Here is a 22,008-nt window from a genome sequence, read left to right on the forward strand (position 1 = left end):
CGGCGATCGTCCTGATCGGGGGCAGGCCCGTGGGTTAACCGGACATTAGGGTTAACAGTCTATTGCTGCAGCATCCGGCTTCGCCACCCTCGACCGCGAGTCCATGCGTCATGCGTCATCCATCTCATTTCGCCCGATATCTTGGCTCTGCCGCAGCCGCAGCCATTCTCGCCGTGGGTCTTGCCGGGTGCCAGACCGCGCGTTCACCCGATGTCACCGGATCGCTGAATGCGCGTGCGGAAGCCGCGCCCGGCGGCGTGTCACGCAATGAGATCGAGGCCTTAGGCGAACGTTACCGCGCCAATCCGCGCGATGCGGCAGCCGCGCTTCAGTATGGTCAGTCACTGCGCCAGAACGGCCAGCGCCAGCAGGCCGCTGCGGTGCTGGAACAGGCGACCATCGCCAATCCCGGCAACAAGGTGCTGCTGGCCGCCTATGGCCGCGCGCTGGCAGACAACGGAAGCTTTCAACTGGCGTTCGACACCCTGACGCGCGCCCATACGCCGGCCAATCCCGACTGGCGCATCCTGTCGGTGCAGGGCACCACGCTCGATCAGATGGGCAAGCATGACGAGGCCCGCCGTTACTATGCGAGCGCGCTGAAGATTGCCCCGGAAGAGCCATCGGTTCTGTCGAACCTCGGCATGTCCTATGTTTTGTCCAAGGATCTGCCGAAGGCCGAGTTGGTGCTGCGCAGAGCCTACAATCGCGGGTCAGCCGATAGCCGCGTTCGTCAGAACCTTGGTCTGGTCGTCGGCCTGCAGGGACGTTTCGCGGAAGCCGAGACCATCGTGAAGGCCGATCTGCCAGCCGACGAAGCGGAAGCGAACGTCGCTTATCTGCGGCAGATGCTCAGCCGCGACGGCCGCTCGCAAAAGACGGCTGCGATGGAGTCCGGCAGGTCATAAGCCTGACCGTACCGGTTCAATTCTCCTGACGAGAAAACGAGATCGATGCGCCGGTTTCATCCGGCGAGGGCTGGAGAGCCTCCAGCCGCCGCGTCGCATCACTTCATGTATTCCGAGACCTTGATGCCGGTGGGGCCGAGAATGACCACGAACAGCACCGGCAGGAAGAACACGATCATCGGCACGGTCAGTTTCGGCGGCAGCGCGGCGGCCTTCTTCTCGGCCTCGTTCATGCGCATGTCCCGGTTTTCCTGAGCCATCACGCGCAGCGTCTGTCCGAGCGGCGTGCCGTAGCGCTCCGACTGTTGCAGCGCCAGACAGACCGATTTCACGCCTTCGGTGCCGGTTCGCTTGGCGAGGTTCTCGTAAGCCATCTTGCGGTCCTGCAGGTACGACAGCTCCGCGGTCGTCAGCGAGAATTCCTCGGCGAGAGCAATCGACTGGGTGCCGATCTCCGTGCTGACCCGGCGGAATGCCGCTTCGATCGACATGCCGGACTCGATGCAGATCAGCAGAAGGTCGAGCGCGTCCGGAAACGCGCGCCGGATCGACAGCTGGCGCTTGGTGATTGCGTTCTTCAGGAACAACATCGGCGCCTGCATGCCAAACCAGGTCGCGCCGATGCACATGCCGATCTTTATCGGGGTCGGCTGCTGCATGTTCGAGATGACGAACACATAAAGGATCGCGCCGATCAGGAACAGGATCGGCATGACGAGACGAAAGAACAGGAACGTGACATAGGGCGCCTGGCCGCGATAGCCAGCCATCACAAGCTTGTCTCGCGCTTCTTCCTGGGCCACCCACTTGCCGAGATTGAAATCCTCGACGACCCGCTGCACAAGCTGCTTCGGTGTCTGGCGCAGCGAGACTTTTTCGTTGCGATTCAGCCGTTCGCGTTCGCGCTGGCGCAGACGTTCACGCTCGCTGGCGACCGCCTTCATGCGCTTGGCCAGCCCTTCGCCCGCAAACATCGGCGACACCACCGCGTAGGCGGCCGCCGCTGCGGCGATGGCCGACATCAGCATCGTCATGAACCGGATGTCGTGGAACTTTTCGATGAGAAGATCGACCATGGTTCCTCGTCAGAAGTCGAAGTTGATCATTTTTTTCATGACGAGGATGCCTGTCCCCATCCACAGCACGCAGCCGGCCAGCATTAGCCGTCCGGTCGGATGGGTCCACAGCAGCGAGATGTAGTCGGGTGTCATGATGTAGACCATGATCATCACGATCGGAGGAAGCGCCCCGATGATGCCGGCCGAGGCCTTGGCCTCCATGGACATCGCCTGAATCTTCGCTGCCATCTTCCTGCGGTCGCGAAGCACCTTGGATAGGTTGCCGAGAGCTTCCGACAGGTTGCCGCCGGACTTGGTCTGAATCGCGATCACGATGCCGAAGAAGTTGGCTTCCGGCAGCGGCATCCTGTCGTAAAGACGTTGGCACGCCTCGCCGAGTGGCATGCCGATGGTCTGGGTTTCGATGATCGCGTTGAATTCGCTGCGCAGCGGCTCGGGCGCATCCGCTGCGACAACCTTGATCGAATCGAACAGCGGCAGGCCGGCCTTGATGCCACGAACGATCACGTCGACGGCGTCCGGCAAAGCATCGAGAAATTTCGCTTCGCGGCGCTTTTTGAGGAATCCAAGCACCCAGCGCGGCAATCCGAAACCGGCGGCAAGGGCGAAGCCGAGCGCCGACGGCAGGCCGGCGCCGGCGATATAAGTGGCGATCAGAGCGATCATGCCGAGACCGGCAGAGCCGATCATGAACTGCTGCTTGGTCCAGTCCATGCCCGCCTGGGCGATGCGGGTTTCGATCGAAACTTTCTTGGATGCGGCGAGCCGCTGTTCAAGCTCCTTGATCGAGTCTTCGACCTGCACGCGGCGTGTGCGCGACCGGTCGTCGATTCGCAATGAAGGTTCCGCACGTGCAAAGGACGCGCGGCGCTTCTCCGCCTGTTTCTCGCCGGACAGCAGCGGATAGATGAAAACCCAGGCGAGACCGCCCACCGTGACGGCGGAGAGGAAGGTCAGTGCCAGCGCCTGCATGTTCATGGCGCGTTCCTATATTTCGGCGACTTCGGCCGCATCGAGCGCCGCGGCGAGCCGCTTTTCTTCGCCGTAGTAGCGGGCGCGCTCCCAGAACCGCGGACGGCCGATGCCGGTCGAGCGGTGCCGGCCGACGATATTTCCGTTCAGGTCTTCGCCCATCAGGTCGTAGACGAAGATATCCTGGGTGATGATGGTGTCGCCTTCCATCCCCATCACCTCGGTGATGTGGGTGATGCGCCGCGAGCCGTCGCGCAGTCGGGCTGCCTGTACGATGACATCGATCGAGGCGCAGATCATCTCGCGAATGGTGCGCGACGGCAGCGAGTAACCGCCCATGGTGATCATGGATTCGCAACGGGACAGCGCTTCGCGCGGATTATTGGCGTGCAGCGTTCCCATCGAGCCGTCGTGGCCGGTGTTCATCGCCTGCAACAGGTCGAATGCTTCGGGTCCGCGGACTTCGCCGACGATGATGCGTTCCGGCCGCATACGCAGGCAGTTCTTGACGAGATCGCGCATGGTGATCTGGCCTTCGCCCTCGATATTGGGCGGGCGCGTTTCAAGGCGCACGACGTGCGGCTGCTGCAGTTGAAGCTCCGCGGCGTCCTCGCAAGTGATAACGCGCTCGTCTTCGTCGATGTAGTTGGTCATGCAGTTGAGCAGCGTGGTCTTGCCGGAGCCGGTTCCACCGGAAATCAGCACGTTGGCGCGGCAACGCCCGATGATCTGCAGGATCTGCGCTCCCTCGGGCGAGATCGCTCCGAACTTGACCAGCTGATCGAGTGTCAGCTTGTCCTTCTTGAACTTACGAATGGTGAGGGCGGGACCGTCGATCGCCAGCGGCGGCACGATCGCGTTGACGCGCGAGCCGTCGGCGAGGCGTGCGTCGCATATCGGCGAGGATTCGTCGACGCGGCGGCCAACCTGGCTGACGATGCGCTGGCAGATGTTCAGAAGCTGCTGGTTGTCGCGGAAGCGGATGCCGGTCTTCTGGATCTTGCCGCCGACTTCGATAAAGACTGTGCCGGCGCCATTGACCATGATGTCGGCGATGTCGTCGCGCGCAAGCAGCGGTTCGAGCGGCCCGTAGCCGAGAACGTCGTTACAGATATCGTCCAGCAGCTCTTCCTGCTCGGCGATCGACATCACGATATTTTTTATCGCGATGATCTCGTTGACGATGTCGCGGATTTCCTCGCGCGCGGACTCGACATCGAGCTTCGCGAGTTGGGCAAGATCGATGGCCTCTATCAGCGCCCCAAAGATCGTCGCCTTGACCTGATAATAGCTATCCGAGCGCCGTGCTTCGATAACGGGGGCAGGCGTGGGCGCCCGCGCAGGCGCAAGCGGAGGCGATGCAACGCTCGCCACGGCCGGCCTTGCGGCGGCGGGCGCTGCCTCATGCCCACGGTCCGGGGGCTGAACCGCCCGGACGTCGGCTTCTGATCCGCTACGCTTACCAAACACGGCGATAACTCCACGCGATAGTCTATTTGGCCCGGAGTTTTCCGAGCAAAGGCCCCAGGAACGAATTGCGCGGCTTCTTGGCTTCGCCGCGGCCGGTCAGGCGCTGCGCAATCTGCAGGAACATTTCGGAAGTCCGGTGGTTGGCCGCGATTTCCGCGATCATCTGACCGTTGTTCGCTGCCGCGCCGAAAATCTGCGGCTCGAATGGAATGGTCACGATCGGCTGGCTCTCGATGGCCTTTGCGAACTCGCTGGTGTTGATTTCTGGCCGCTTCGGAACACCTGCCTGATTGATGCAGTACAGCGGCGGTCTGTCGTTGGGCCGCGCGGCTTTCAGCGCGTCGAACATGTTCTTGGTGTTGCGCAGATTGGCGAGATCGGGAGTTGCGACGATCAGGATATCGTCGGCGCCGACCAAGGCGCGCTTGGTCCATCCGGACCACTGGTGCGGAACGTCGAGTACGATGCAGGGCATCGTCGTGCGCAGCGTATCGAAAATCGAATCGAACGCCTCAGCACCGAAATCGTACACGCGGTCGAGCGACGCCGGCGCGGCGAGCAGGCTTAGATGGTCGGTGCACTTGGACAGCAGGCGATCGACGAAGGCGGTGTCGATGCGGTCCGGAGAGAAGACTGCATCGGCGATGCCCTGCGGAGGATCCTGGTTGTAGTCGAGGCCGGCGGTTCCGAAGGCAAGATCAAGATCGGCGACGACCGAATCCAGCGCGAGATCGCGCGCGATCGCCCAGGCGACATTGTGCGCCACCGTGGACGCGCCGACGCCGCCCTTGGCGCCGACGACGGCAATGATCCGTCCCACGGCCTTGGCTTCGGGAACCGAAAACAGGCCGCAGATCGAACGAACGACGTCGAGCGGCGCGACTGGCGCGATGACGTAGTCGCTGATGCCGCGCCGCACGAGTTCACGGTACAGCACGACATCGTTGACGCGGCCGATGACGATCACGCGCGTGCCGGCGTCGCAAACCGTGGCAAGCTGGTCGAGCCCCGAAAGGATGTCGTTGCGGCCCTCGGTTTCCAGCAGGATCACGTTCGGGGTCGGCGCAGTCCGGTAAGCCTCGATGGCTGCGGCCATGCCGCCCATCTGAATCTTCAGATGCGCCTTGTCCAGCCGCCGGTCTTCGCCGGCGGACTGCACAGCCGCGGCGGTTTCAACCGTTTCGCAAAATGCCTGGACGGACACGCGCGGCGCCGGCGCGATGTGTTGCTCGGCGGCGGAAGAGCCGGTCCCGTCTTCCTGGTCTTGGCGCGCGTAACTAATCATTTGCCCACATTGCTGATTTGGTTTTTCTCTGGATCAGGATAGTTCGTGGCAGTGCTTTCGCCCTTGCGATACTTGTCCAGCACGACTGTCCGTCGGCCGGTGTAGGCAGCGGTCTCTGAGCGCGGCTGAACCAGATCCGATGGATTGGCGACCATGGCTGCGAGATTGCGCTGCGAGGCGCAGCCGAGATTGTGGTACGGGCGATTGTCGAGATAGCCCTTGTTCTTGATGGACGGGCCGAGGTCTTCCGGCCACGTGCCGCACGGACCGGCATCCGCCGTGATCCGCGGATAGTTGACGCGGATGGTCGCAAACAGCCGGGGATCGGTCGGGCGATAGTTCCTGACGGTGATGCCGCGCGGCGGCACGCCGGTCGCAGCCAGGATGGCCTTAATCTCGCGCAATGAATCGGCGGCAACACGGGCATTCGGCGTGTTCACCGGCATGTCGATGATGATCCCGCCGGTGCCTTCGCGCAGCCAGGTTTCCGCAAGGCCCGCGATGTCCGAGCGCTGTATCGAAGTAAGTCCGCCACGACCGTGACCGATGAAGACCTCCGTCGCGCGATTGGCTTCCTGAATCACGATTGGATGGCGTTGGCGATAGTCGTTCGGAACGCTGGCCGTCACAGTGTCCTGGCTCGTATGCGTGCAGGCTCCCAAAGCAGCGGACGCCCCGAGAAGGGCGGCTGCGATCCGCAGGCTGTATTTGAGATCGGGTACTCGCTTTGTCATCGATACTGTCCTTGTCCGATCTCAGTCGGTGATGAAGCCGTAAGAGCCGCGGTATTTGCGGGCCGGTTCAACGCGGCCGGGAACGCCGTAGATGCGGTTGATGGTGCCCAGCAGATCAGCCTGCGGATCAGACGAGTCGGCAAATCCGTCGTCCGGCCGCGAAAGATCCTTCTGCGCGACGGCACGAACCACGTAGGGGGTCACCAGCACCATCAGCTCGGTATTGTTGTTGACGAAATCGCGGCTGCGAAACAGCGTTCCCAGCACGGGCAGTTGTGACATTCCGGGCAGACCGTTGATCGCCTGCTTGGTCTGTTCCTTGATAAGACCGGCCATCACCATCGAGCCGCCTGACGGAATTTCGAGTGTCGTGTCGGCGCGGTTGACCTTGATCGCCGGGATCGTTGTGCCGCTGATGGACACCGAATTTTCCTGCGACAGTTCGGATACTTCGGTGCTTACGCGCAGGCTGATACGGCCTTCGCTCATAACGACCGGAATGAAGCCGAGCGAGATACCGAATTTCTTGAAGACAATCTGCGTCGAACAAATGCGCGTAACGGGATCGCACGAATTGCCGCCTGGCACGGGGAATTCGCCGCCGGCGAGGAAGTTGGCGGATTCGCCCGAGATCGCGGTCAGGCTAGGCTCGGCAAGAGTCCGGATGACACCGGCGTTTTCCATCGCGCGCAAGGTCGCCTGCACCGACGGAACGACACTGCCCGTAGAGGTTATGGTCTTGCCAAAGCCGCCGACCGCGGTGTTGCCATCCACAAGAGGACGGCCGAATGCCGTGAACGGGTTTGCATTGTTGAAGTTCACGACCGCCGTGCCGTAATTCATCGATGCAGAAAGATCGACCCCGAGCTGTTTGACGATGTTTCGCTGCACTTCGGCGACGGTGACCTTGAGCATGACCTGATCGCGGTCGCGCACCGTGATGCTGTTGACGACCTTGTCCGCGCTGCCGGCGAGGCGAGCGGCAAGATCGGCGGCCTGTTGTGCCTCGAGGGGATTGGCAGCCGAACCCGACAGCACGACGCCGTCGCCGACGCCTTCGATCCGGATGTCGGACCGCGGGAACGATTGTTTCAGCGCGGCGCGGACACCGTTGAGGTCGCGCGTAACCGCAATATCGTAAGCGGCGATCTGCTGGCCCGCCGTGTCGAAGAAGATGATGTTGGTCTGGCCGACTGCGGCGCCGATGATGTAGGCGCGCTGGGCCGAACGCACGACGGCGTTGGCAATCTTCGGGTCCGCGACGAGGACGTCCTTGACGTCACGCGGCAGGTCAATCACGACGGATTTTCCGATGCCAAGCGGCAGGAAGCGGGCGTTCAACTGGCCGCCTGCTGAAGCCGCGGCCGCTGACACGCGGTAGTCGCTCGCGATCGCGGGCGACAGAACCGGGTTCAGCGTCAGCGCGGAGACCGCGGCAAACGACAGGGCACGCACCAAGAAGGTTCGCACAGGTGCCTGATGTCCCTCTCGCCTCATCTTCCCAGTCCCCTCGACCACTTCTGTGTCGTCATAGTTGTTGAGATGCCGTAGCGAGCCACGTTGACGCTGGTGCGCTTGCCGGCTTCGGCGACGGTGGCTGGATGAAGCCACCCGCGGCGCGGTCGTTCTTGTGGATGAAACTCGAACTGGCTGTGGACGAGGGCCAGGACTGCCACCGGTGCAGCAGTGCCGCCGGCGCAGACAGCAATAGCCAGGTCGATCCGCGCGGTATTCATACGCCTTCACTTTCCACATCACGCCGCGACGGACCCGTCGCCGTGGTGGGATTTGACCAGCTAAACGTCAAAGCATGGTTAATGAGGCGTATCTAAATCGCGTTAATGAGAAGTTGCGATCGTTGTCGCGCGCGTTTGGTCAGTGGCCGACGAAGCGGGTGAGATCCACCGCCTTCATCCATTCGGTTTCCGGATAGATCATCAGCGCACCGAGAGCGAGCGCGATGCCGTAGGGAATGCCGCTGTCCTTGCGGTGGAGCCGCTGCAGCCATTCCTGCGACACCAGCGAATAAGGCAACGGCCACTGCCGGAACTGGAGCACCAGAAGCGTCAACGCGCCGCCGAACAGCGATGCATAGATCAGATAGTCGGCAAGCGGCGGAAAGCCGAACCAGAGACCGGCAGCCGCCGCGATTTTGGCGTCGCCGCCGCCCATCCATCCAAAGGCGAAGCAGGCAAAGGCGATCACCAGCACCGTCAGGCCGGCCCCGACATGCATGGTAATCTCGGACAGCGGCATGCCGCTGAAGCCTGCAAGGAGGAAGAAACCCGCCACCATGAGCAGCGAGACGCGGTTGGGGATCGTCATCGTGAAGAGATCGCTTGCCGCGGCGAAGGCCATCAATGCGGGAAACAGGAAAACGCGCGCGAGGTCGAGGATCATGGGTTTGCCGGGGTCTGTCGAAAATGAGCCGCGGGAACTCGGTCCGAATGAGCGACGCGGCAGGCTAACCGGCAGAAATGAACAATCTTAGAACGGGCGCTACCAGATGCTGGCGATCCGGAACAGCGCTGCGAGCAAGGCCAGGACGAGCGCCGCGCAGACGAGCCGGGCAGGTTCATCGCCGGACAGCGGGACGAAGATGTGCATGGAGCGTTTCTCGGTTGGAGACGGTTTCATGGACGCTTTGCGGGTTGGCGATTGGTCAGGACGCAAAAAAGGCTCCGGTTTCCCGAAGCCTTTGTTTCTCGGCGAAACAGCGATCGCTTACTTGATCGACGTGTTGATGTTGCCGAATTTGGTGTTCAAGGTCGTGCCGAGACCGTTCACGGCAGCAATGATCGCCAGCGAAATGCCGGCGGCGATCAGGCCGTACTCGATCGCGGTGGCGCCGGATTCGTCCTTGACGAAGCGAGCAACGAGCTTGGTCATCTGTAACTCCATTTGTACACGTGGCTGTAGAACTCTGGCCGTTGCGGGGGCGGAAACCACCGTGACCATGGGGTGAACCTACGTGGGAGGAATTGCAGCGCAGTTAATTCGATTGCTGAAATACCGGGGTATCAGCCTCTTCTTGCTGACGGTAAATGCTGCTTTAACGGCCCCGCGTGAATGGGGCGGTCGCGCAGATGAGGCTCCGGTTTCCCGAAGCCTCTGGTTCTCAGACCAAGCGCGTTTGCTTAGTTGATTGATGTGTTGATGTTGCCGAACTTAGTATTGAGGGTGGTGCCGAGGCCGTTCACGGCGGCAATAATCGCCAGCGAAATGCCGGCAGCAATCAGGCCGTACTCGATTGCAGTCGCGCCGGACTCATTCTTCAGGAAGCGGGTAACGAGGGTGATCATTGTTGTCTCCGTTTGCACACGTGGCTGTGGAACTCTGGGTCTTTCGCGGGGCGGAACCGCCGTTCCCGAACTGGAACCTAAACGCGTATGCAATTGCAGGTCGTTAATTTGACCGACGAAAACCGGGGGTATTTTCCCGGTTCTGGCCGGGCGGTAAGTTCCCGCCTAACGAGATACCGCAAATTGTGTGGAGCTCCGGCCATCACGCTGGGCTGTTGCTCTGCCTGACCGGGCTACGGGCGGCCTGTTTGCAGTTCATTCATCAATTAACGTCAGATTTGCCATGTCGGGCCGGTGTATGCGGCGCCGAGTTTGTGTTGCGTATGAGAGTAAATTTATGAACAGGGCGCGAATTGTCGTATTGGCGATCGCTGTCGCAGCGGGCGGCGTTGCCGCCTACCTGGCCAGTGGTTCGGATTTGGCGCCGCCAACTGCGCCGGTTGTCCAGATGGAGACCACAGACGTTCTGGTTGCCCGGAGCGATATCGGCCTCGGTCAGCAAATCACGGCGGATGACTTGCAGTGGCAATCCTGGCCTGCGAGCACGGCGAGTTCCAGTTTCATCCGCCGCAGCGATCGCGCCGATGCGACGACCCAGCTTGTAGGCTCGATCGCGCGTTCGCCGATGCTGACCGGAGAACCGATCCGCGACACAAAGCTGGTCAAGAGCAACGGGTCCGGCTTTATGGCCGCGATCCTGCCGCGCGGAATGCGCGCGGTTTCGACTGAAATCTCACCGGAAACCGGTGCGGGCGGCTTTATCCTGCCCAATGACAGGGTCGATGTCATTCTTTCGCGCCGCCGGAAAAACCCCGATGGCGCAGGAGCGGACATTGTCAATTCGACGGCCATCCTGAGCGACGTGCGCGTTCTGGCGATTGATCAAACCGTCGAGGAAAAGGGCGGCCAGAAAGTTGTCGTGGGCAAGACGGCAACGCTCGAGTTGAAACCCCGGCAGACGGAAGCGTTGGCGCAGGCTCGCCAGAGCGGGACGTTGTCGCTTGCCCTCCGCAGCCTTGTAGACGCTCGCCCCGGTGCGAAGTCGGCCAAGGATGACGAGGCCGACAACGTCGTGACCATCTATCGTGGAACCAACCGCGATACAGTCGCCTGCTCGCCGAACTGTGAATGATAGCGACGGCGCGGATGCGATCTGAGGCCGTCTCCCCAGCTCGATTCGGTTAACAACCGGTTAATCCCGCGCTGCGGGTTGTTCCTATCCGGCGCAAGCATTCAACAATCTCTGTCGTCTATTCTGGGCGGTAGTTACTTCCGCTGCCTTCCGAGGATAGCTCGATGCGTCCCCCCGCGACGTCCATGAACGCGCTCAACAAAGCCTTGCGCCGCTTCCGCCGTAACCGGCGAGGGTCCGCGGCCGTCGAGTTCGCGTTCATCGCTCCGCTTTTCTTCGCCCTGCTGTTTGCAATCATGGAAACGGCACTGATGTTTTTCGCGTCCCAGATCCTGGAGACGGGCACGCACGATTCTGCGCGATTATTGCTGACGCATCAGGCGCAGGACGCAAAGATGACGCAGGCGCAGTTCAGTGCGGATCTCTGCAATCGCGTCAAGTTTCTGTTCACATGCGACGATAGCCTCGCAAGTCCGCTCATTATCAGTGTGAAAGCCTATGCGCCTGGTGTTTCGATTCCTGCGGCGGACCTGGCCTCCCCGATCGTGGCGGGCTCTCTGACGGCGACACCGGCGTACCAGCTTTCGAAACCCGGCGACACCGTGCTTGTGCGCGCGTTCTATAAGTGGCCGCTGTTCGTGACAGGACTGGGTTACGACATCGCGAATCTCGTCAGCGGTTCGACCAAAATGCGGCTGGTGGCGGCAACCGCGGCGTTCCGCGTCGAACCTTGATGGATGTAAGATCATGAGGATGATTCCACAGTTCGGAAATGCGCGCCGGAGCCGCCGGCTGCTCGCTCGGTTCGGCAGGGACAAGCGGGGCGTCGCCGCGGTTGAATTCGCGTTCATCGCGCCGCTGATGCTGCTGCTTCTGTTCGGAATGATCGACACGGCGAGCGGTGTCTCCATCGACCGTAAGGTGACGCTGACTGCGCGGACGCTGTCCGACCTTGTCTCGCAAGGCGCGCAAGTGTCATCCACGGACATCTCGAATTTTTTCAAGATGGGCGGTGCCATCATGACGCCTTACGCCGTGACACCGGCGAACATGGAGCAGAGGATTACCCAAGTCACGATCGACGCAACGAAGAAGGTGAAGGTTGTCTGGAGCTACAACGGCACTGTCACCGGCGGCTCGGTCACGCTCACGACGGGACATGCCAAGGATACGGTCATCACGACGATCCCGGAGAAACTCCTTGTCCCAAACACGCACCTGATCTGGAGTGAGGTGAAGTATACCTTCACGCCGATCACCGGCTACGTGATCAAGACCACCGTTCCTCTGACCGAGGAGTTTTTCACGCGGCCCCGCCAGTCCAACACGGTCGACTACACCAGTTGATTGCGGGATTCCTCCGCAACGCCGCGCAACACAAGACGCGCGATGCAAGCCTTGCAAACTGCGCCCACAAAAAAAGGCCGTGCGATCCGCACGGCCTTTCGATGTTTTGTTCTCGGTGTTTGAAATTCTTTGCAGCGTGAGCTGCGAAAATTTCAGTTAGCCGGCAGCGCGAAGATTGTCGGCCGACGACTTGCCCGAACGGCGATCGGCGACGATTTCGTAGCTGATCTTCTGGCCTTCGCGCAGCGTTCCGAGACCAGCGCGCTCGACGGCGCTGATGTGAACGAATACGTCGTTGCCGCCATCGTCAGGCTGAATGAAACCGTAACCCTTAGTCGCGTTGAACCACTTCACTGTTCCCATGCTCACGCAGGTAGTCCTTCTCAAGATAGATATAGTCAAAGCCCACGGCTAAATGGGCTGGTGAGATCGAAATTTGGATGAGGTCGTCAGCGTCTAAACCGGCTGTACCGGTGGATAGCTATGTCGTCCGGCCGAAGATCGATCTCTCAATATTACGTGAAAATGGGCCCCAAAACAATCCTGACGGGTGCGGATTTTTGATGCCCGCCCAGCGTGCCCCGGGAGCTTTGGATCGCGCATGACGCGTGCCGTGCGCGATCCGTAGAGATGCGGGGAAGAGCCCCGTTTACCTGCGGCGAAACTGTCCGCGCGGCGGGGTGCCGCGGGGAGGGCCGCTGCCGGCGCGCTCGTCCTTGTGCCGGAAAATCAGGCGGCCCTTTTCGAGATCGTAAGGCGACATTTCGATGGTCACCCGGTCGCCCGCCAGTGTCTTGATGCGGTTCTTCTTCATCTTCCCGGCGGTGTAGGCGACGATCTCGTGTCCGGCATCGAGCTGGACGCGATACCGCGCATCGGGAAGAATTTCGGTCACCAGTCCTTCGAACTGGATCAGCTCTTCTTTGGCCATAGGGGTCTCCAAGTCCTCTAATTAGGTGTCGAATATCCGGTTACGAGCGCTGCGGGCGCTGGTCGCGCCTCGGTTGGTTCTGCGCTGGGCGGCTTTCACGGTGCAGGAAAGCTACCCCCTGAATACCCTCACCCTTGGCATTTTGCGATGGCCGAGATTGTTCATGACGGCCAGCTTCGTGCCGGTCGGACTGCGGCATACCTCCGCCGGGACGGCGGCGGCGGCGCGGACCCTTCGATCCGGGAGCGGCATCGTTGGAACGCGGGTTGTGCCCATTCGCCCCGGGACGACCCGGACGATGCTGGGCAGGAGCGGCTGCGGCAGAGCGCTGCTGATGTCCCGGCGTGCGGCGATCTTCCTTCGGCAGGGTGACGCGGATCAGTTTTTCGATGTCGCGCAGGTAGCCAAGCTCCTCGCCGCCGGCGACCAGCGAAATCGCGGTGCCGTCCGCGCCGGCACGCGCGGTGCGGCCGATGCGGTGGACGTAAGTTTCCGGCACGTTGGTCAGGTCGAAGTTGATGACGTGGCTGATGCCATCGACGTCGATGCCGCGGGCGGCGATGTCGGTGGCGACCAGCGTGCGGATGTCGCCGGTGCGGAACGCCGCCAGCACGCGCTCACGGTGGTTCTGGGACTTGTTGCCGTGAATGGCTTCGGCGGGAATGCCTGCCTTGACCAGGCCCTTCACGACCTTATCGGCGCCGTGCTTGGTGCGGGTGAACACCAGCGCGCGGTTGACCTGCTCGGTCTTGAGAATCTGCGCCAGAATGGCGGGCTTTGCAGAGTGATCGACCTGCAGGACCTTTTGCGTGATGCGCTCCACTGTGGACGCTACTGGCGTCACGGCGACGCGCGCCGGATTCTGCAGCATCTGCTCGGCGAGGTCGGCGATGTCCTTCGGCATGGTGGCCGAGAAGAACAAGGTCTGACGCTTGGCCGGCAGCTTGGCGACGATTTTACGGATGTCGTTGATGAAGCCCATGTCGAGCATGCGGTCGGCTTCGTCGAGCACAAGAAACTCGACCTGTCCGAGTTTCAGGGCGTTGCCCTGGACCATGTCGAGCAGACGGCCCGGTGTTGCCACCAGCACATCGACGCCCTGCATGAGCGAACGGACCTGGCGACCCATCGGGACGCCGCCGATCGTCAGCGCCGAGGTTAGCTTTATGTGCCGGCCGTAAGCGTTGAAGCTCTCGAGGATCTGGCCCGACAGTTCGCGGGTCGGGCTCAGCACCAGCACGCGGCAGGTTTTCGGCTGCGGCTTGATACGGTTTTCCAGCAGGCGATGCAGGATCGGAAGCGCGAACGACGCGGTCTTGCCGGTGCCGGTTTGCGCAATGCCGATCACGTCGCGGCCGGTGATCGCGATGGGAATGGTTTGAGCCTGGATGGGGGTGGGCGTGACGTAATTTTCTTCTTTAAGGGCACGCGAGATTGGATCGGCGAGGCCGAAATCCTGGAAGGAGGTCAAAAGGGTATCTTTCTATGAGTCGCAACGCGCGCCCGGCGGAATGCCAGGTGCGGGCGGGTGTCGGAGACACCCGCGTGTCTGGGGCGTCGGTTTTGGTTAGCTGAAGGGGCAAGCCAGAAACCGTTTGACGGGATCAGTACACGCGGCTCGCAAAGACCCGATGATTCTCAAGGTCGTGCGCTCCATATGGAACAGGAACACGGCGCTTTCAAGGTAAAATCGCTAAGGTCGGCCTCGGGCAGGCGACGAGACCCGCCATTAGACTGACCTTTCTGCCCTCAAAAACCTGCTTTAATTTTAGACATGGCGAATTTTCTGATCGTTTATTATGCAAGTGCCGAAGGGGACGTCAGCTTGGCTGCTTAGAATCGAGGCAGCAAAGATGCGTTTTTCCCGTTCGATGAATTTTATTCTTTAAAATCAGATGTTTAGTCAAATCTACGCCATGGCATAGTTCTTGCGATTCCCTTAACGCCGGCGGCCGGTGAGCCGTCGCAGAGCGTTTCACGTCTGCGTCAGGGAGATGACATCGCATGTTTACGCATTTCAACAGCGCTGCAGTTGCACCGTTCAGCCGCCGTAAATGGTTGGCCGCAACTGCGGGTCTTTTTTTGGGTCTCGTCACGGTTGGCGGAGCAAAGGCGCAGGAGACCATCAAGGTCGGCGTCCTTCATTCGCTTTCCGGAACCATGGCCATCAGTGAAACCACGCTGAAGGATACGGTGCTGTTCCTTATCGATGAACAGAACAAGAAAGGCGGCGTTCTCGGCAAGAAGCTCGAGGCCGTCGTGGTCGATCCGGCGTCCAACTGGCCGCTGTTCGCGGAAAAGGCCCGCGAACTGATCACCAAGGACAAGGTGTCTGTGGTGTTCGGCTGCTGGACCTCGGTGTCGCGCAAGTCCGTGCTGCCGGTGTTCAAGGAATTGAACTCGATCCTGTTCTATCCGGTTCAGTATGAAGGCGAGGAGAGCGAGCGCAACGTGTTCTACACGGGTGCGGCGCCAAACCAGCAGGCAATCCCTGCGGTCGACTATCTCGCCAAGGAAGAAAAGGTGCAGCGCTGGGTTCTGGCCGGCACCGACTACGTCTATCCGCGCACCACCAACAAGATTCTTGAAGCCTATCTGAAGTCGAAGGGCGTCAAGGCCGAAGACATCATGATCAACTACACGCCGTTTGGTCATAGTGACTGGCAGACGATCGTGGCCGACATCAAGAAGTTCGGTTCGGCTGGCAAGAAGACGGCGGTGGTCTCGACCATCAACGGCGACGCCAACGTTCCGTTCTACAAGGAGCTCGGCAACCAGGGCATCAAGGCGACCGACATTCCGGTCGTTGCGTTCTCGGTCGGTGAAGAAGAACTCGCCGGGATCGACACCAAGCCGCTGCTCGGCCATCTCGCCGCCTGGAATTACTTCCAGTCGATCAAGACGCCCGAGAACGACGCTTTCATCAAGTCGTGGCAGGCCTACACCAAGAATCCGAAGCGCGTGACCAACGATCCGATGGAAGCGCACGTGATCGGCTTCGACATGTGGGTGAAGGCTGTCGAGAAGGCGGGCGCGGTTGACGCCGACAAGGTGATCGACGCTCTGCCGGGCATCAAGGCGAAGAACCTCACCGGCGGCGTTTCGGAAATGCTTCCGAACCATCACATCACCAAGCCTGTGTTCATCGGCGAAATCAAAGGCGATGGCCAGTTCGACGTGGTGTGGAAGACGCCTGGCCTCGTCGCCGGCGATGCGTGGTCGAAGGAGCTTGACGGCTCCAAGGACCTGATCGGCGACTGGGTCGGCAAGAAGTGCGGCAACTTCAACACCAAGACCAACAAGTGCGGTGGTCAGGGCTCCTGAGCAACGTCACGTGGCGTGATGCATCCAAGACGCATCGCGCTCTGACCTGAACGACTAGGAAGGCGGCGGCAGTCGCCGCCTTCCTCTCACCTCTGCCGGGGTTGTCACGTGCTTTCCATTTCTCTCAATCGCTTTCGTGCGACGGTGATCGCGCTGGTGCTCATTCTCGTCTCGGGCGCACCGGTTCTGGCCGGTCCGTTTGAAGACGCCGTTGCCCAGTTCGCCAATGATTCATTTTCCGATACCGAGGCCGCCGTCGGGTCGCTTGCGACCAGCGGCAACCCGCTCGCGTTCCCGATCATCGATGCGCTTCAGGACGGCCGTCTGCTGGCCGATCCGCAGAGCAAGAAAGTCTTCGTCAAGGACAAGGCCGGCAAGATCACCGATGCCGCGACCGGCGAGGCCGCGACGGCGCCATCGGGCGCAGCCTCCGTGCGTCTCAACAACCGCTTGCGCCGCACCGTCGAAGCGGCACTCGGTGGACTGACGCTGCTGTCGCCTGATCCCGCCAAGCGGATTCAGGCGGCACAGTCCGTTTTCAAGACCCATGACGCAGCGTTCCTGCCGGTGATCGAGGGTGCCTTGCAGAAGGAAACCAACAGCGGCGCGAAGCGGGCGTTTGCCGAAGCGAAAGCCGCCATTATCCTGTTCAAGCCGGATGCCTCCGAGGCCGACAAGCTCGACGCGATTTCAGTGATCCGCGAGCGCGGCGATCAGGACGCGTTGGCCATTCTCACCGGGCTTCCTGCCGACCAGTCGTCTGCGTTGGCACGAACGTCGGCTGCCGCGATCAGCTCGATTCAGAGTAAGCTTGCGATCTGGGCCACCGCGCAGAACGCGTGGTACGGGCTGTCGCTTGGTTCGGTTTTGCTGCTGGCTGCCATCGGCCTTGCGATTACGTTCGGCGTGATGGGCGTCATCAACATGGCGCACGGCGAGATGGTGATGATCGGCGCTTACGTGACCTTTGTGGTTCAGGAACTGATCCGCACCACCAATCCCGCTCTGTTCGACTACTCGCTGCTGATTGCAGTGCCGCTCGCCTTCCTAGTGGCGGGTCTGATCGGCGTCGCAATCGAACGCAGCATCATCCGATTCCTCTACGGCCGCCCGCTGGAGACGCTGCTCGCGACATGGGGACTGTCGCTGGTGCTGCAGCAGGCGGTGCGGACCATGTTCGGCCCGACCAATCGCGAGGTTGGCAATCCGTCCTGGATGAGTGGTGCGTTCGAGATCGGCCAGATGACGATTACCTACAACCGGCTCTGGATCGTGGTCTTCACCATCGCGGTGTTTTTCATCCTGCTTGCCATGCTGCGCTTCACCAGTCTCGGGCTTGAAATGCGCGCCGTCACCCAGAACCGCCGCATGGCGGCGTCGATGGGGATTGCGACCTCGCGCGTCGATGCGCTGACTTTCGGCCTCGGCTCCGGCATCGCCGGTATCGCCGGCGTGGCGCTGTCGCAGATCGACAACGTCAGCCCCAATCTCGGACAGAGCTACATCATCGACTCCTTCATGGTCGTGGTGTTCGGCGGCGTCGGAAATCTCTGGGGCACGCTGGTCGGCGCACTGACGCTCGGCATGGCGAACAAGTTCCTCGAACCTGTCGCGGGCGCGGTGCTCGGCAAGATCGCCATTCTGGTGCTGATCATTCTCTTCATCCAGAAGCGGCCGCGCGGCCTGTTCGCGCTCAAGGGCCGGTCGGTGGAAGCATGACGCCGTATTTTCTCACCCGCTCGCTCAACAAGAGCGCGACAATCTTTCTGCTGATCGTCGCGGCGGTCGGCATTCTCGTGCCGCTGTCCAACCTGATGCTGCCGGCATCGTCGCCGTTGCAGGTGCCGACCTATCTGATGGCGCTGTTCGGCAAGTATCTCTGCTACGCCATCCTCGCGCTTTCGATCGATCTGATCTGGGGCTATTGCGGCATCCTCTCGCTCGGCCACGGCGCGTTCTTCGCGCTCGGCGGCTACGCGATGGGCATGTACCTGATGCGGCAGATCGGGTCGCGCGGCGTCTACGGCAATCAGGTGCTGCCGGATTTCATGGTGTTCCTGAATTACAAGGCGTTGCCGTGGTACTGGTACGGCTTCGACATGTTCTGGTTCGCGGCGCTGATGGTGCTGCTGGTGCCGGGACTGCTCGCCTTCTGCTTCGGCTGGCTGGCGTTCCGCTCGCGCGTCACCGGCGTGTATCTGTCGATCATCACCCAGGCGATGACCTATGCATTGCTGCTGGCATTCTTCCGCAACGATTTCGGCTTCGGCGGCAACAACGGCCTGACCGACTTCAAGGACATTCTCGGCTTTAACGTGCAGGCGCAGGGGACACGCGCGGCGCTGTTTGTGCTGTCATGTCTCGCACTGGCGGTGGCGTTCCTGATCTGCCGCATGATCGTGACCTCGAAGCTCGGCAAGGTGCTGGTCGCCATCCGTGATGCGGAGTCTCGCACCCGGTTCCTCGGCTACCGCGTCGAGAACTACAAGCTGTTCGTGTTCACGCTGTCGGCCTGCATGGCGGGTGTGGCCGGTGCGCTGTATGTGCCGCAGGTCGGCATTATCAATCCCGGCGAGTTCGCGCCGGGCAATTCCATCGAGGCGGTGATCTGGGTCGCGGTCGGCGGCCGCGGCACGCTGACCGGCGCGGCGCTGGGTGCGATTGTCGTCAATTACGCGAAGACCGTATTCACCTCCGGTGTCCTCGCGCCGTACTGGCTGTTCATGCTGGGCGCGCTGTTCATTCTGGTGACCCTGCTGCTGCCCAAGGGCATCGTCGGCACCATCAAGGACTGGTGGGGCAAGCGGCAGGACCAGCTTGACGCCAACGCGGCGAGCGCCGCGGCCGAAGACGGAGTTATCCAACCTGGGCTCGCCAAACCAGGTCTCGCGGAGTAGGCACATGAACGTTATGGACACCCGCGCCACATCGGCCATGCTCTACCTCGACGGCGTGCATGTGTCGTTTGACGGCTTCCACGCCATCAACAACCTGTCGCTGACCATAGAGCCGGGCGAGATGCGCGCCATCATCGGTCCCAACGGGGCCGGCAAGACCACGATGATGGACATCATCACCGGCAAGACCAAGCCGGATGAGGGCGATGTGCTGTTCGACGGCAAGATCGATCTGACGCGCCTCGATGAAACGCAGATCGCCGAACTTGGCATCGGCCGGAAATTCCAGAAGCCGACCGTGTTCGAAAGCCAGACCATCGAGGACAATCTGCTGCTGGCGCTGAATGTCGATCATCGTGTGCGCGGGACATTGTTCTGGCGCGAGACTCCGAGTGAAAGCGAACGCATCGACCGGGTGCTGGAGACCATTCGTCTGAAGGATTCACGCGACCGCCTTGCCGGTGCGTTGTCGCATGGGCAAAAGCAATGGCTCGAAATCGGGATGCTGCTGGCGCAGGATCCGAAGCTTCTTCTGGTGGACGAGCCGGTGGCGGGCATGACCGATGTGGAGACGCATCAGACCGCCGAACTGCTCAAAGAGATCAACAAGGACAAGACGGTGGTCGTCGTCGAGCATGACATGACGTTCGTGCGCGAACTCGGCGTGCGCGTCACCTGTTTGCACGAAGGCTCGGTTCTCGCGGAAGGCACGCTCGATCAGGTGTCGTCCAATGAGCGCGTCATCGAAGTGTATCTGGGAAGATGATGGTGATGATTTGCGCAACACACGCCGTCATGCCCGGCCTTGTGCCGGGCATCCACGTCTTTCTTCCTTGTAATCAAGGCGTGGATGGCCGGGACGAGCCCGGCCATGACGAACGAGAGAGCAGGATGCGCGAGGTAGTTCAGTGCTGAACGTCAACAACATCACTCTCTACTACGGCGCGGCGCAGGCGCTGCGCGGTGTCTCGCTGGCGGCCGAGCCCGGCAAGGTGACCTGCGTGCTGGGGCGTAACGGCGTCGGCAAGACCAGCCTTTTGCGCGCGATGGTCGGGCAATATCCGATCAAGGACGGGTCGATCACGTTCGACGGGGCCAACATCGGAGGCCTGAAGCCTTATGAGCGTGCGCGCAAAGGCATTTCCTTCGTCCCTCAGGGGCGCGAGATCTTCCCGTTGCTGACCGTCGAGGAAAACCTCAAGACCGGATTTGCACCGCTCAAGCGCGACGACCGCACCATTCCCGACGATGTCTTTTCGCTGTTTCCCGTCCTGCAGACCATGCTGGGCCGGCGCGGTGGCGACCTGTCCGGCGGGCAGCAACAGCAGCTCGCCATCGGCCGTGCGCTGGTGATGCGGCCAAAGCTGCTGCTGCTGGATGAGCCGACCGAAGGCATTCAGCCGTCCATCATCAAGGACATCGGCCGCGCCATTTCCTATCTGCGCAGCCTCGGCACCATGGCCATCGTTCTGGTCGAACAATACCTCGACTTTGCCTGCGAGCTCGGCGACAATTTTGCCGTCATGGATCGGGGAGCGGTCAAGTTCACCTGCGATCGCAGCAATCTCGATCCCGCCGAGATCAGCCGTCAGATGGCGCTGTGAGTATGATGACGTTAAGTAGATGCGCTTCGTGCCGTCACCCTGAGGTGCCGGAGCGTAGCGGAGGCCTCGAAGGGCGAAGGCGCTTCTTGACCCGCCATCCTTCGAGGCTCGCAAAAGCTCGCACCTCAGGATGACGGACCAGATGCAGAGCGGAATCATATCGTCGTCGGCGGAGACCTTCGCGGCCAACCGGGCGGTTGGCGCGGTCAAGTTCGATGTGCATGTGAAGGACGGCGCGACGCGGCGGCGCGAGCTGCATGAAGCCGGCTCCCTGCGCGTGCGGTTTCCCTCGCCGGAGCAGCAGGGACTTTCCGCCGTGTTCGTCAATACGGCCGGCGGCATCGCAGGCGGCGACCGCTTCGACATCGACATCGCGGCGGAGGCGGGCGCGCATCTGACCGTGACCACAGCCGCCGCCGAGAAGGTCTATCGCTCCCACGGTCCGGATGCCCAGGTCAACATCGCGTTGCGCGCCGGTGCCGACGCGCGGCTCGCCTGGTTGCCGCAGGAAACCATTCTGTTCGATCAAGCGCGCGTGTCGCGGCGGATCGATATTGATCTGGCGCAGGATGCGTCGCTTCTGCTTTGCGAAATCGTTGTGTTCGGCCGCGCGGCCATGGGCGAAGTGATGACACGCGGAAGCTTTGTTGATCGCTGGCGTCTGCGGATCGGCGGCAAGCTAGCCTTTGCCGAAACCATCCGGCTCGACGGCGACATTGCCGGCAAACTTGCCGCTCGCGCGGTTGCGAATGGCGGCGTCGCCATCGGCACGGCGCTGATCGTGCCGGGCGACGAGGCGATGGTCGAGCGCATCCGCGAAATGTCCGGCGCGTTCGGTGCGGAAGTTGGCGTCTCGGCATGGAACGGATTTGCAATGGCGCGCTTCTGCGCACAAGATGCGGCGCGGCTTCGCGCCGATATGATGAAAGTGCTGGGATGTGTGAGCCCCTCGGGCTTGCCGAGACTCTGGCTCAACTAACGAACCTCACTCAATTCGCTTCAGGAAAAACCGGGTACCGCACG

At 61.5% G+C, this 22,008-nt stretch carries 23 protein-coding genes; 11 read left to right on the forward strand and 12 right to left on the reverse strand.

The genetic code is table 11. From position 1 onward, the window contains the following. Positions 1–110: 110 nt before the first annotated feature. Positions 111–908 carry a tetratricopeptide repeat protein gene (locus HNQ36_RS12305; RefSeq protein ID WP_184085415.1) on the forward strand — a complete coding sequence of 266 codons (798 nt, stop codon included), beginning with the start codon at positions 111–113 and terminating at the stop codon, positions 906–908. A 98-nt stretch (positions 909–1,006) separates the two neighbouring features. On the opposite strand, the gene HNQ36_RS12310 is transcribed toward HNQ36_RS12305, so the two are convergent. Genes HNQ36_RS12310 through HNQ36_RS12335 form a run of 6 tightly spaced genes read right to left on the reverse strand, consistent with a single transcriptional unit; the run spans position 1,007 to position 7,945 of the window. Further along, entirely contained in the window at positions 1,007–1,984 is a 978-nt protein-coding gene (locus HNQ36_RS12310; RefSeq protein WP_046828655.1) for a type II secretion system F family protein, read from the reverse strand. Positions 1,985–1,993: 9 nt separating this feature from the next. After that, positions 1,994–2,965 (reverse strand): type II secretion system F family protein, encoded by a 972-nt coding sequence (locus HNQ36_RS12315; RefSeq protein ID WP_184085417.1) that lies wholly within the window; start codon positions 2,963–2,965, stop codon positions 1,994–1,996. Between the two features lie 9 nt (positions 2,966–2,974). Next, a complete protein-coding gene (locus HNQ36_RS12320) occupies positions 2,975–4,429 on the reverse strand; it encodes an ATPase, T2SS/T4P/T4SS family (RefSeq protein ID WP_184085419.1) in 1,455 nt (484 codons plus the stop codon). Between the two features lie 22 nt (positions 4,430–4,451). Then, a complete protein-coding gene (locus tag HNQ36_RS12325) occupies positions 4,452–5,714 on the reverse strand; it encodes a CpaE/TadZ family protein (RefSeq protein WP_184085421.1) in 1,263 nt (420 codons plus the stop codon). After that, the gene (locus tag HNQ36_RS12330) at positions 5,711–6,448 is read right to left on the reverse strand and encodes a CpaD family pilus assembly protein (RefSeq protein ID WP_184085423.1); all 738 of its coding nucleotides are present in this window, start codon (positions 6,446–6,448) and stop codon (positions 5,711–5,713) included. The genes HNQ36_RS12325 and HNQ36_RS12330 overlap by 4 nt, the downstream gene beginning before the upstream one ends. Before the next feature lie 21 nt (positions 6,449–6,469). Next, positions 6,470–7,945 (reverse strand): type II and III secretion system protein family protein, encoded by a 1,476-nt coding sequence (locus HNQ36_RS12335; RefSeq protein WP_184085425.1) that lies wholly within the window; start codon positions 7,943–7,945, stop codon positions 6,470–6,472. 104 nt (positions 7,946–8,049) lie between these two features. Here HNQ36_RS12335 and HNQ36_RS12340 point away from each other — a divergent pair, with 104 nt between their 5' ends. After that, positions 8,050–8,280 (forward strand): hypothetical protein, encoded by a 231-nt coding sequence (locus HNQ36_RS12340; protein ID WP_184085428.1) that lies wholly within the window; start codon positions 8,050–8,052, stop codon positions 8,278–8,280. A 43-nt stretch (positions 8,281–8,323) separates the two neighbouring features. Here HNQ36_RS12340 and HNQ36_RS12345 read toward each other — a convergent pair whose 3' ends face one another. The 3 genes from HNQ36_RS12345 to HNQ36_RS12360 all read right to left on the reverse strand — a co-directional run bounded on the left by HNQ36_RS12345 (position 8,324) and on the right by HNQ36_RS12360 (position 9,750). Beyond that, positions 8,324–8,848 carry an A24 family peptidase gene (locus HNQ36_RS12345; protein WP_184085430.1) on the reverse strand — a complete coding sequence of 175 codons (525 nt, stop codon included), beginning with the start codon at positions 8,846–8,848 and terminating at the stop codon, positions 8,324–8,326. A 324-nt stretch (positions 8,849–9,172) separates the two neighbouring features. Then, positions 9,173–9,337 (reverse strand): Flp family type IVb pilin, encoded by a 165-nt coding sequence (locus HNQ36_RS12355; protein ID WP_083992638.1) that lies wholly within the window; start codon positions 9,335–9,337, stop codon positions 9,173–9,175. Between the two features lie 248 nt (positions 9,338–9,585). Continuing rightward, positions 9,586–9,750 (reverse strand): Flp family type IVb pilin, encoded by a 165-nt coding sequence (locus HNQ36_RS12360; RefSeq protein ID WP_083992639.1) that lies wholly within the window; start codon positions 9,748–9,750, stop codon positions 9,586–9,588. A gap of 337 nt (positions 9,751–10,087) precedes the next feature. Between HNQ36_RS12360 and cpaB the strand changes: the two genes are divergently transcribed. From cpaB to HNQ36_RS12375, 3 genes are all read left to right on the forward strand, one after another. Then, positions 10,088–10,882 (forward strand): Flp pilus assembly protein CpaB, encoded by a 795-nt coding sequence (gene cpaB / locus HNQ36_RS12365; protein WP_184085434.1) that lies wholly within the window; start codon positions 10,088–10,090, stop codon positions 10,880–10,882. A 164-nt stretch (positions 10,883–11,046) separates the two neighbouring features. Then, the gene (locus HNQ36_RS12370) at positions 11,047–11,616 is read left to right on the forward strand and encodes a TadE/TadG family type IV pilus assembly protein (protein WP_184085436.1); all 570 of its coding nucleotides are present in this window, start codon (positions 11,047–11,049) and stop codon (positions 11,614–11,616) included. A 13-nt stretch (positions 11,617–11,629) separates the two neighbouring features. Beyond that, on the forward strand, positions 11,630–12,229 hold the full coding sequence (locus HNQ36_RS12375; RefSeq protein WP_246395360.1) for a TadE/TadG family type IV pilus assembly protein: 600 nt from the start codon (positions 11,630–11,632) through the stop codon (positions 12,227–12,229). A gap of 156 nt (positions 12,230–12,385) precedes the next feature. Here HNQ36_RS12375 and HNQ36_RS12380 read toward each other — a convergent pair whose 3' ends face one another. The 3 genes from HNQ36_RS12380 to HNQ36_RS12390 all read right to left on the reverse strand — a co-directional run bounded on the left by HNQ36_RS12380 (position 12,386) and on the right by HNQ36_RS12390 (position 14,631). Then, positions 12,386–12,598, reverse strand: a complete 213-nt coding sequence (locus HNQ36_RS12380; RefSeq protein WP_002714433.1) for a cold-shock protein — start codon at positions 12,596–12,598, stop codon at positions 12,386–12,388. Positions 12,599–12,878: 280 nt separating this feature from the next. Then, complete coding sequence (gene infA / locus HNQ36_RS12385; RefSeq protein WP_019199878.1) at positions 12,879–13,160, reverse strand: translation initiation factor IF-1; 282 nt, start codon at positions 13,158–13,160, stop codon at positions 12,879–12,881. 40 nt (positions 13,161–13,200) lie between these two features. Further along, the gene (locus tag HNQ36_RS12390; protein WP_184085438.1) at positions 13,201–14,631 is read right to left on the reverse strand and encodes a DEAD/DEAH box helicase; all 1,431 of its coding nucleotides are present in this window, start codon (positions 14,629–14,631) and stop codon (positions 13,201–13,203) included. Positions 14,632–15,164: 533 nt separating this feature from the next. Between HNQ36_RS12390 and urtA the strand changes: the two genes are divergently transcribed. The 6 genes from urtA to HNQ36_RS12420 all read left to right on the forward strand — a co-directional run bounded on the left by urtA (position 15,165) and on the right by HNQ36_RS12420 (position 21,964). After that, positions 15,165–16,484: an urea ABC transporter substrate-binding protein gene (gene urtA, locus HNQ36_RS12395; RefSeq protein ID WP_184085440.1), complete on the forward strand. Its 1,320-nt coding sequence runs from the start codon at positions 15,165–15,167 to the stop codon at positions 16,482–16,484. 162 nt (positions 16,485–16,646) lie between these two features. Next, a complete protein-coding gene (gene urtB / locus HNQ36_RS12400) occupies positions 16,647–18,203 on the forward strand; it encodes an urea ABC transporter permease subunit UrtB (protein ID WP_430641369.1) in 1,557 nt (518 codons plus the stop codon). After that, positions 18,200–19,381: an urea ABC transporter permease subunit UrtC gene (gene urtC, locus HNQ36_RS12405; protein ID WP_184085444.1), complete on the forward strand. Its 1,182-nt coding sequence runs from the start codon at positions 18,200–18,202 to the stop codon at positions 19,379–19,381. The genes urtB and urtC overlap by 4 nt, the downstream gene beginning before the upstream one ends. Before the next feature lie 4 nt (positions 19,382–19,385). Further along, positions 19,386–20,147 carry an urea ABC transporter ATP-binding protein UrtD gene (urtD, locus tag HNQ36_RS12410; protein ID WP_184085446.1) on the forward strand — a complete coding sequence of 254 codons (762 nt, stop codon included), beginning with the start codon at positions 19,386–19,388 and terminating at the stop codon, positions 20,145–20,147. Positions 20,148–20,289: 142 nt separating this feature from the next. Continuing rightward, positions 20,290–20,985 (forward strand): urea ABC transporter ATP-binding subunit UrtE, encoded by a 696-nt coding sequence (gene urtE / locus HNQ36_RS12415; RefSeq protein WP_184085448.1) that lies wholly within the window; start codon positions 20,290–20,292, stop codon positions 20,983–20,985. Positions 20,986–21,127: 142 nt separating this feature from the next. Next, positions 21,128–21,964: an urease accessory protein UreD gene (locus HNQ36_RS12420; RefSeq protein WP_184085450.1), complete on the forward strand. Its 837-nt coding sequence runs from the start codon at positions 21,128–21,130 to the stop codon at positions 21,962–21,964. Positions 21,965–22,008: the final 44 nt, after the last annotated feature.

Source organism: Afipia massiliensis (assembly GCF_014203115.1).
Classification (GTDB): Bacteria; Pseudomonadota; Alphaproteobacteria; order Rhizobiales; family Xanthobacteraceae; genus Afipia; species Afipia massiliensis.

Bases quoted from the DNA above. Each gene is read 5' to 3' on its own strand.
- HNQ36_RS12305 (WP_184085415.1), top strand. From the start codon at position 111: ATGCGTCATCCATCTCATTTCGCCCGATATCTTGGCTCTGCCGCAGCC.
- HNQ36_RS12310 (WP_046828655.1), bottom strand. From the start codon at position 1,984: ATGGTCGATCTTCTCATCGAAAAGTTCCACGACATCCGGTTCATGACG.
- HNQ36_RS12315 (WP_184085417.1), bottom strand. From the start codon at position 2,965: ATGAACATGCAGGCGCTGGCACTGACCTTCCTCTCCGCCGTCACGGTG.
- HNQ36_RS12325 (WP_184085421.1), bottom strand. From the start codon at position 5,714: ATGATTAGTTACGCGCGCCAAGACCAGGAAGACGGGACCGGCTCTTCC.
- HNQ36_RS12330 (WP_184085423.1), bottom strand. From the start codon at position 6,448: ATGACAAAGCGAGTACCCGATCTCAAATACAGCCTGCGGATCGCAGCC.
- HNQ36_RS12335 (WP_184085425.1), bottom strand. From the start codon at position 7,945: ATGAGGCGAGAGGGACATCAGGCACCTGTGCGAACCTTCTTGGTGCGT.
- HNQ36_RS12340 (WP_184085428.1), top strand. From the start codon at position 8,050: ATGAAGCCACCCGCGGCGCGGTCGTTCTTGTGGATGAAACTCGAACTG.
- HNQ36_RS12345 (WP_184085430.1), bottom strand. From the start codon at position 8,848: ATGATCCTCGACCTCGCGCGCGTTTTCCTGTTTCCCGCATTGATGGCC.
- HNQ36_RS12355 (WP_083992638.1), bottom strand. From the start codon at position 9,337: ATGACCAAGCTCGTTGCTCGCTTCGTCAAGGACGAATCCGGCGCCACC.
- HNQ36_RS12360 (WP_083992639.1), bottom strand. From the start codon at position 9,750: ATGATCACCCTCGTTACCCGCTTCCTGAAGAATGAGTCCGGCGCGACT.
- cpaB (WP_184085434.1), top strand. From the start codon at position 10,088: ATGAACAGGGCGCGAATTGTCGTATTGGCGATCGCTGTCGCAGCGGGC.
- HNQ36_RS12370 (WP_184085436.1), top strand. From the start codon at position 11,047: ATGCGTCCCCCCGCGACGTCCATGAACGCGCTCAACAAAGCCTTGCGC.
- HNQ36_RS12375 (WP_246395360.1), top strand. From the start codon at position 11,630: ATGAGGATGATTCCACAGTTCGGAAATGCGCGCCGGAGCCGCCGGCTG.
- infA (WP_019199878.1), bottom strand. From the start codon at position 13,160: ATGGCCAAAGAAGAGCTGATCCAGTTCGAAGGACTGGTGACCGAAATT.
- urtA (WP_184085440.1), top strand. From the start codon at position 15,165: ATGTTTACGCATTTCAACAGCGCTGCAGTTGCACCGTTCAGCCGCCGT.
- urtC (WP_184085444.1), top strand. From the start codon at position 18,200: ATGACGCCGTATTTTCTCACCCGCTCGCTCAACAAGAGCGCGACAATC.
- urtD (WP_184085446.1), top strand. From the start codon at position 19,386: ATGAACGTTATGGACACCCGCGCCACATCGGCCATGCTCTACCTCGAC.
- HNQ36_RS12420 (WP_184085450.1), top strand. From the start codon at position 21,128: ATGCAGAGCGGAATCATATCGTCGTCGGCGGAGACCTTCGCGGCCAAC.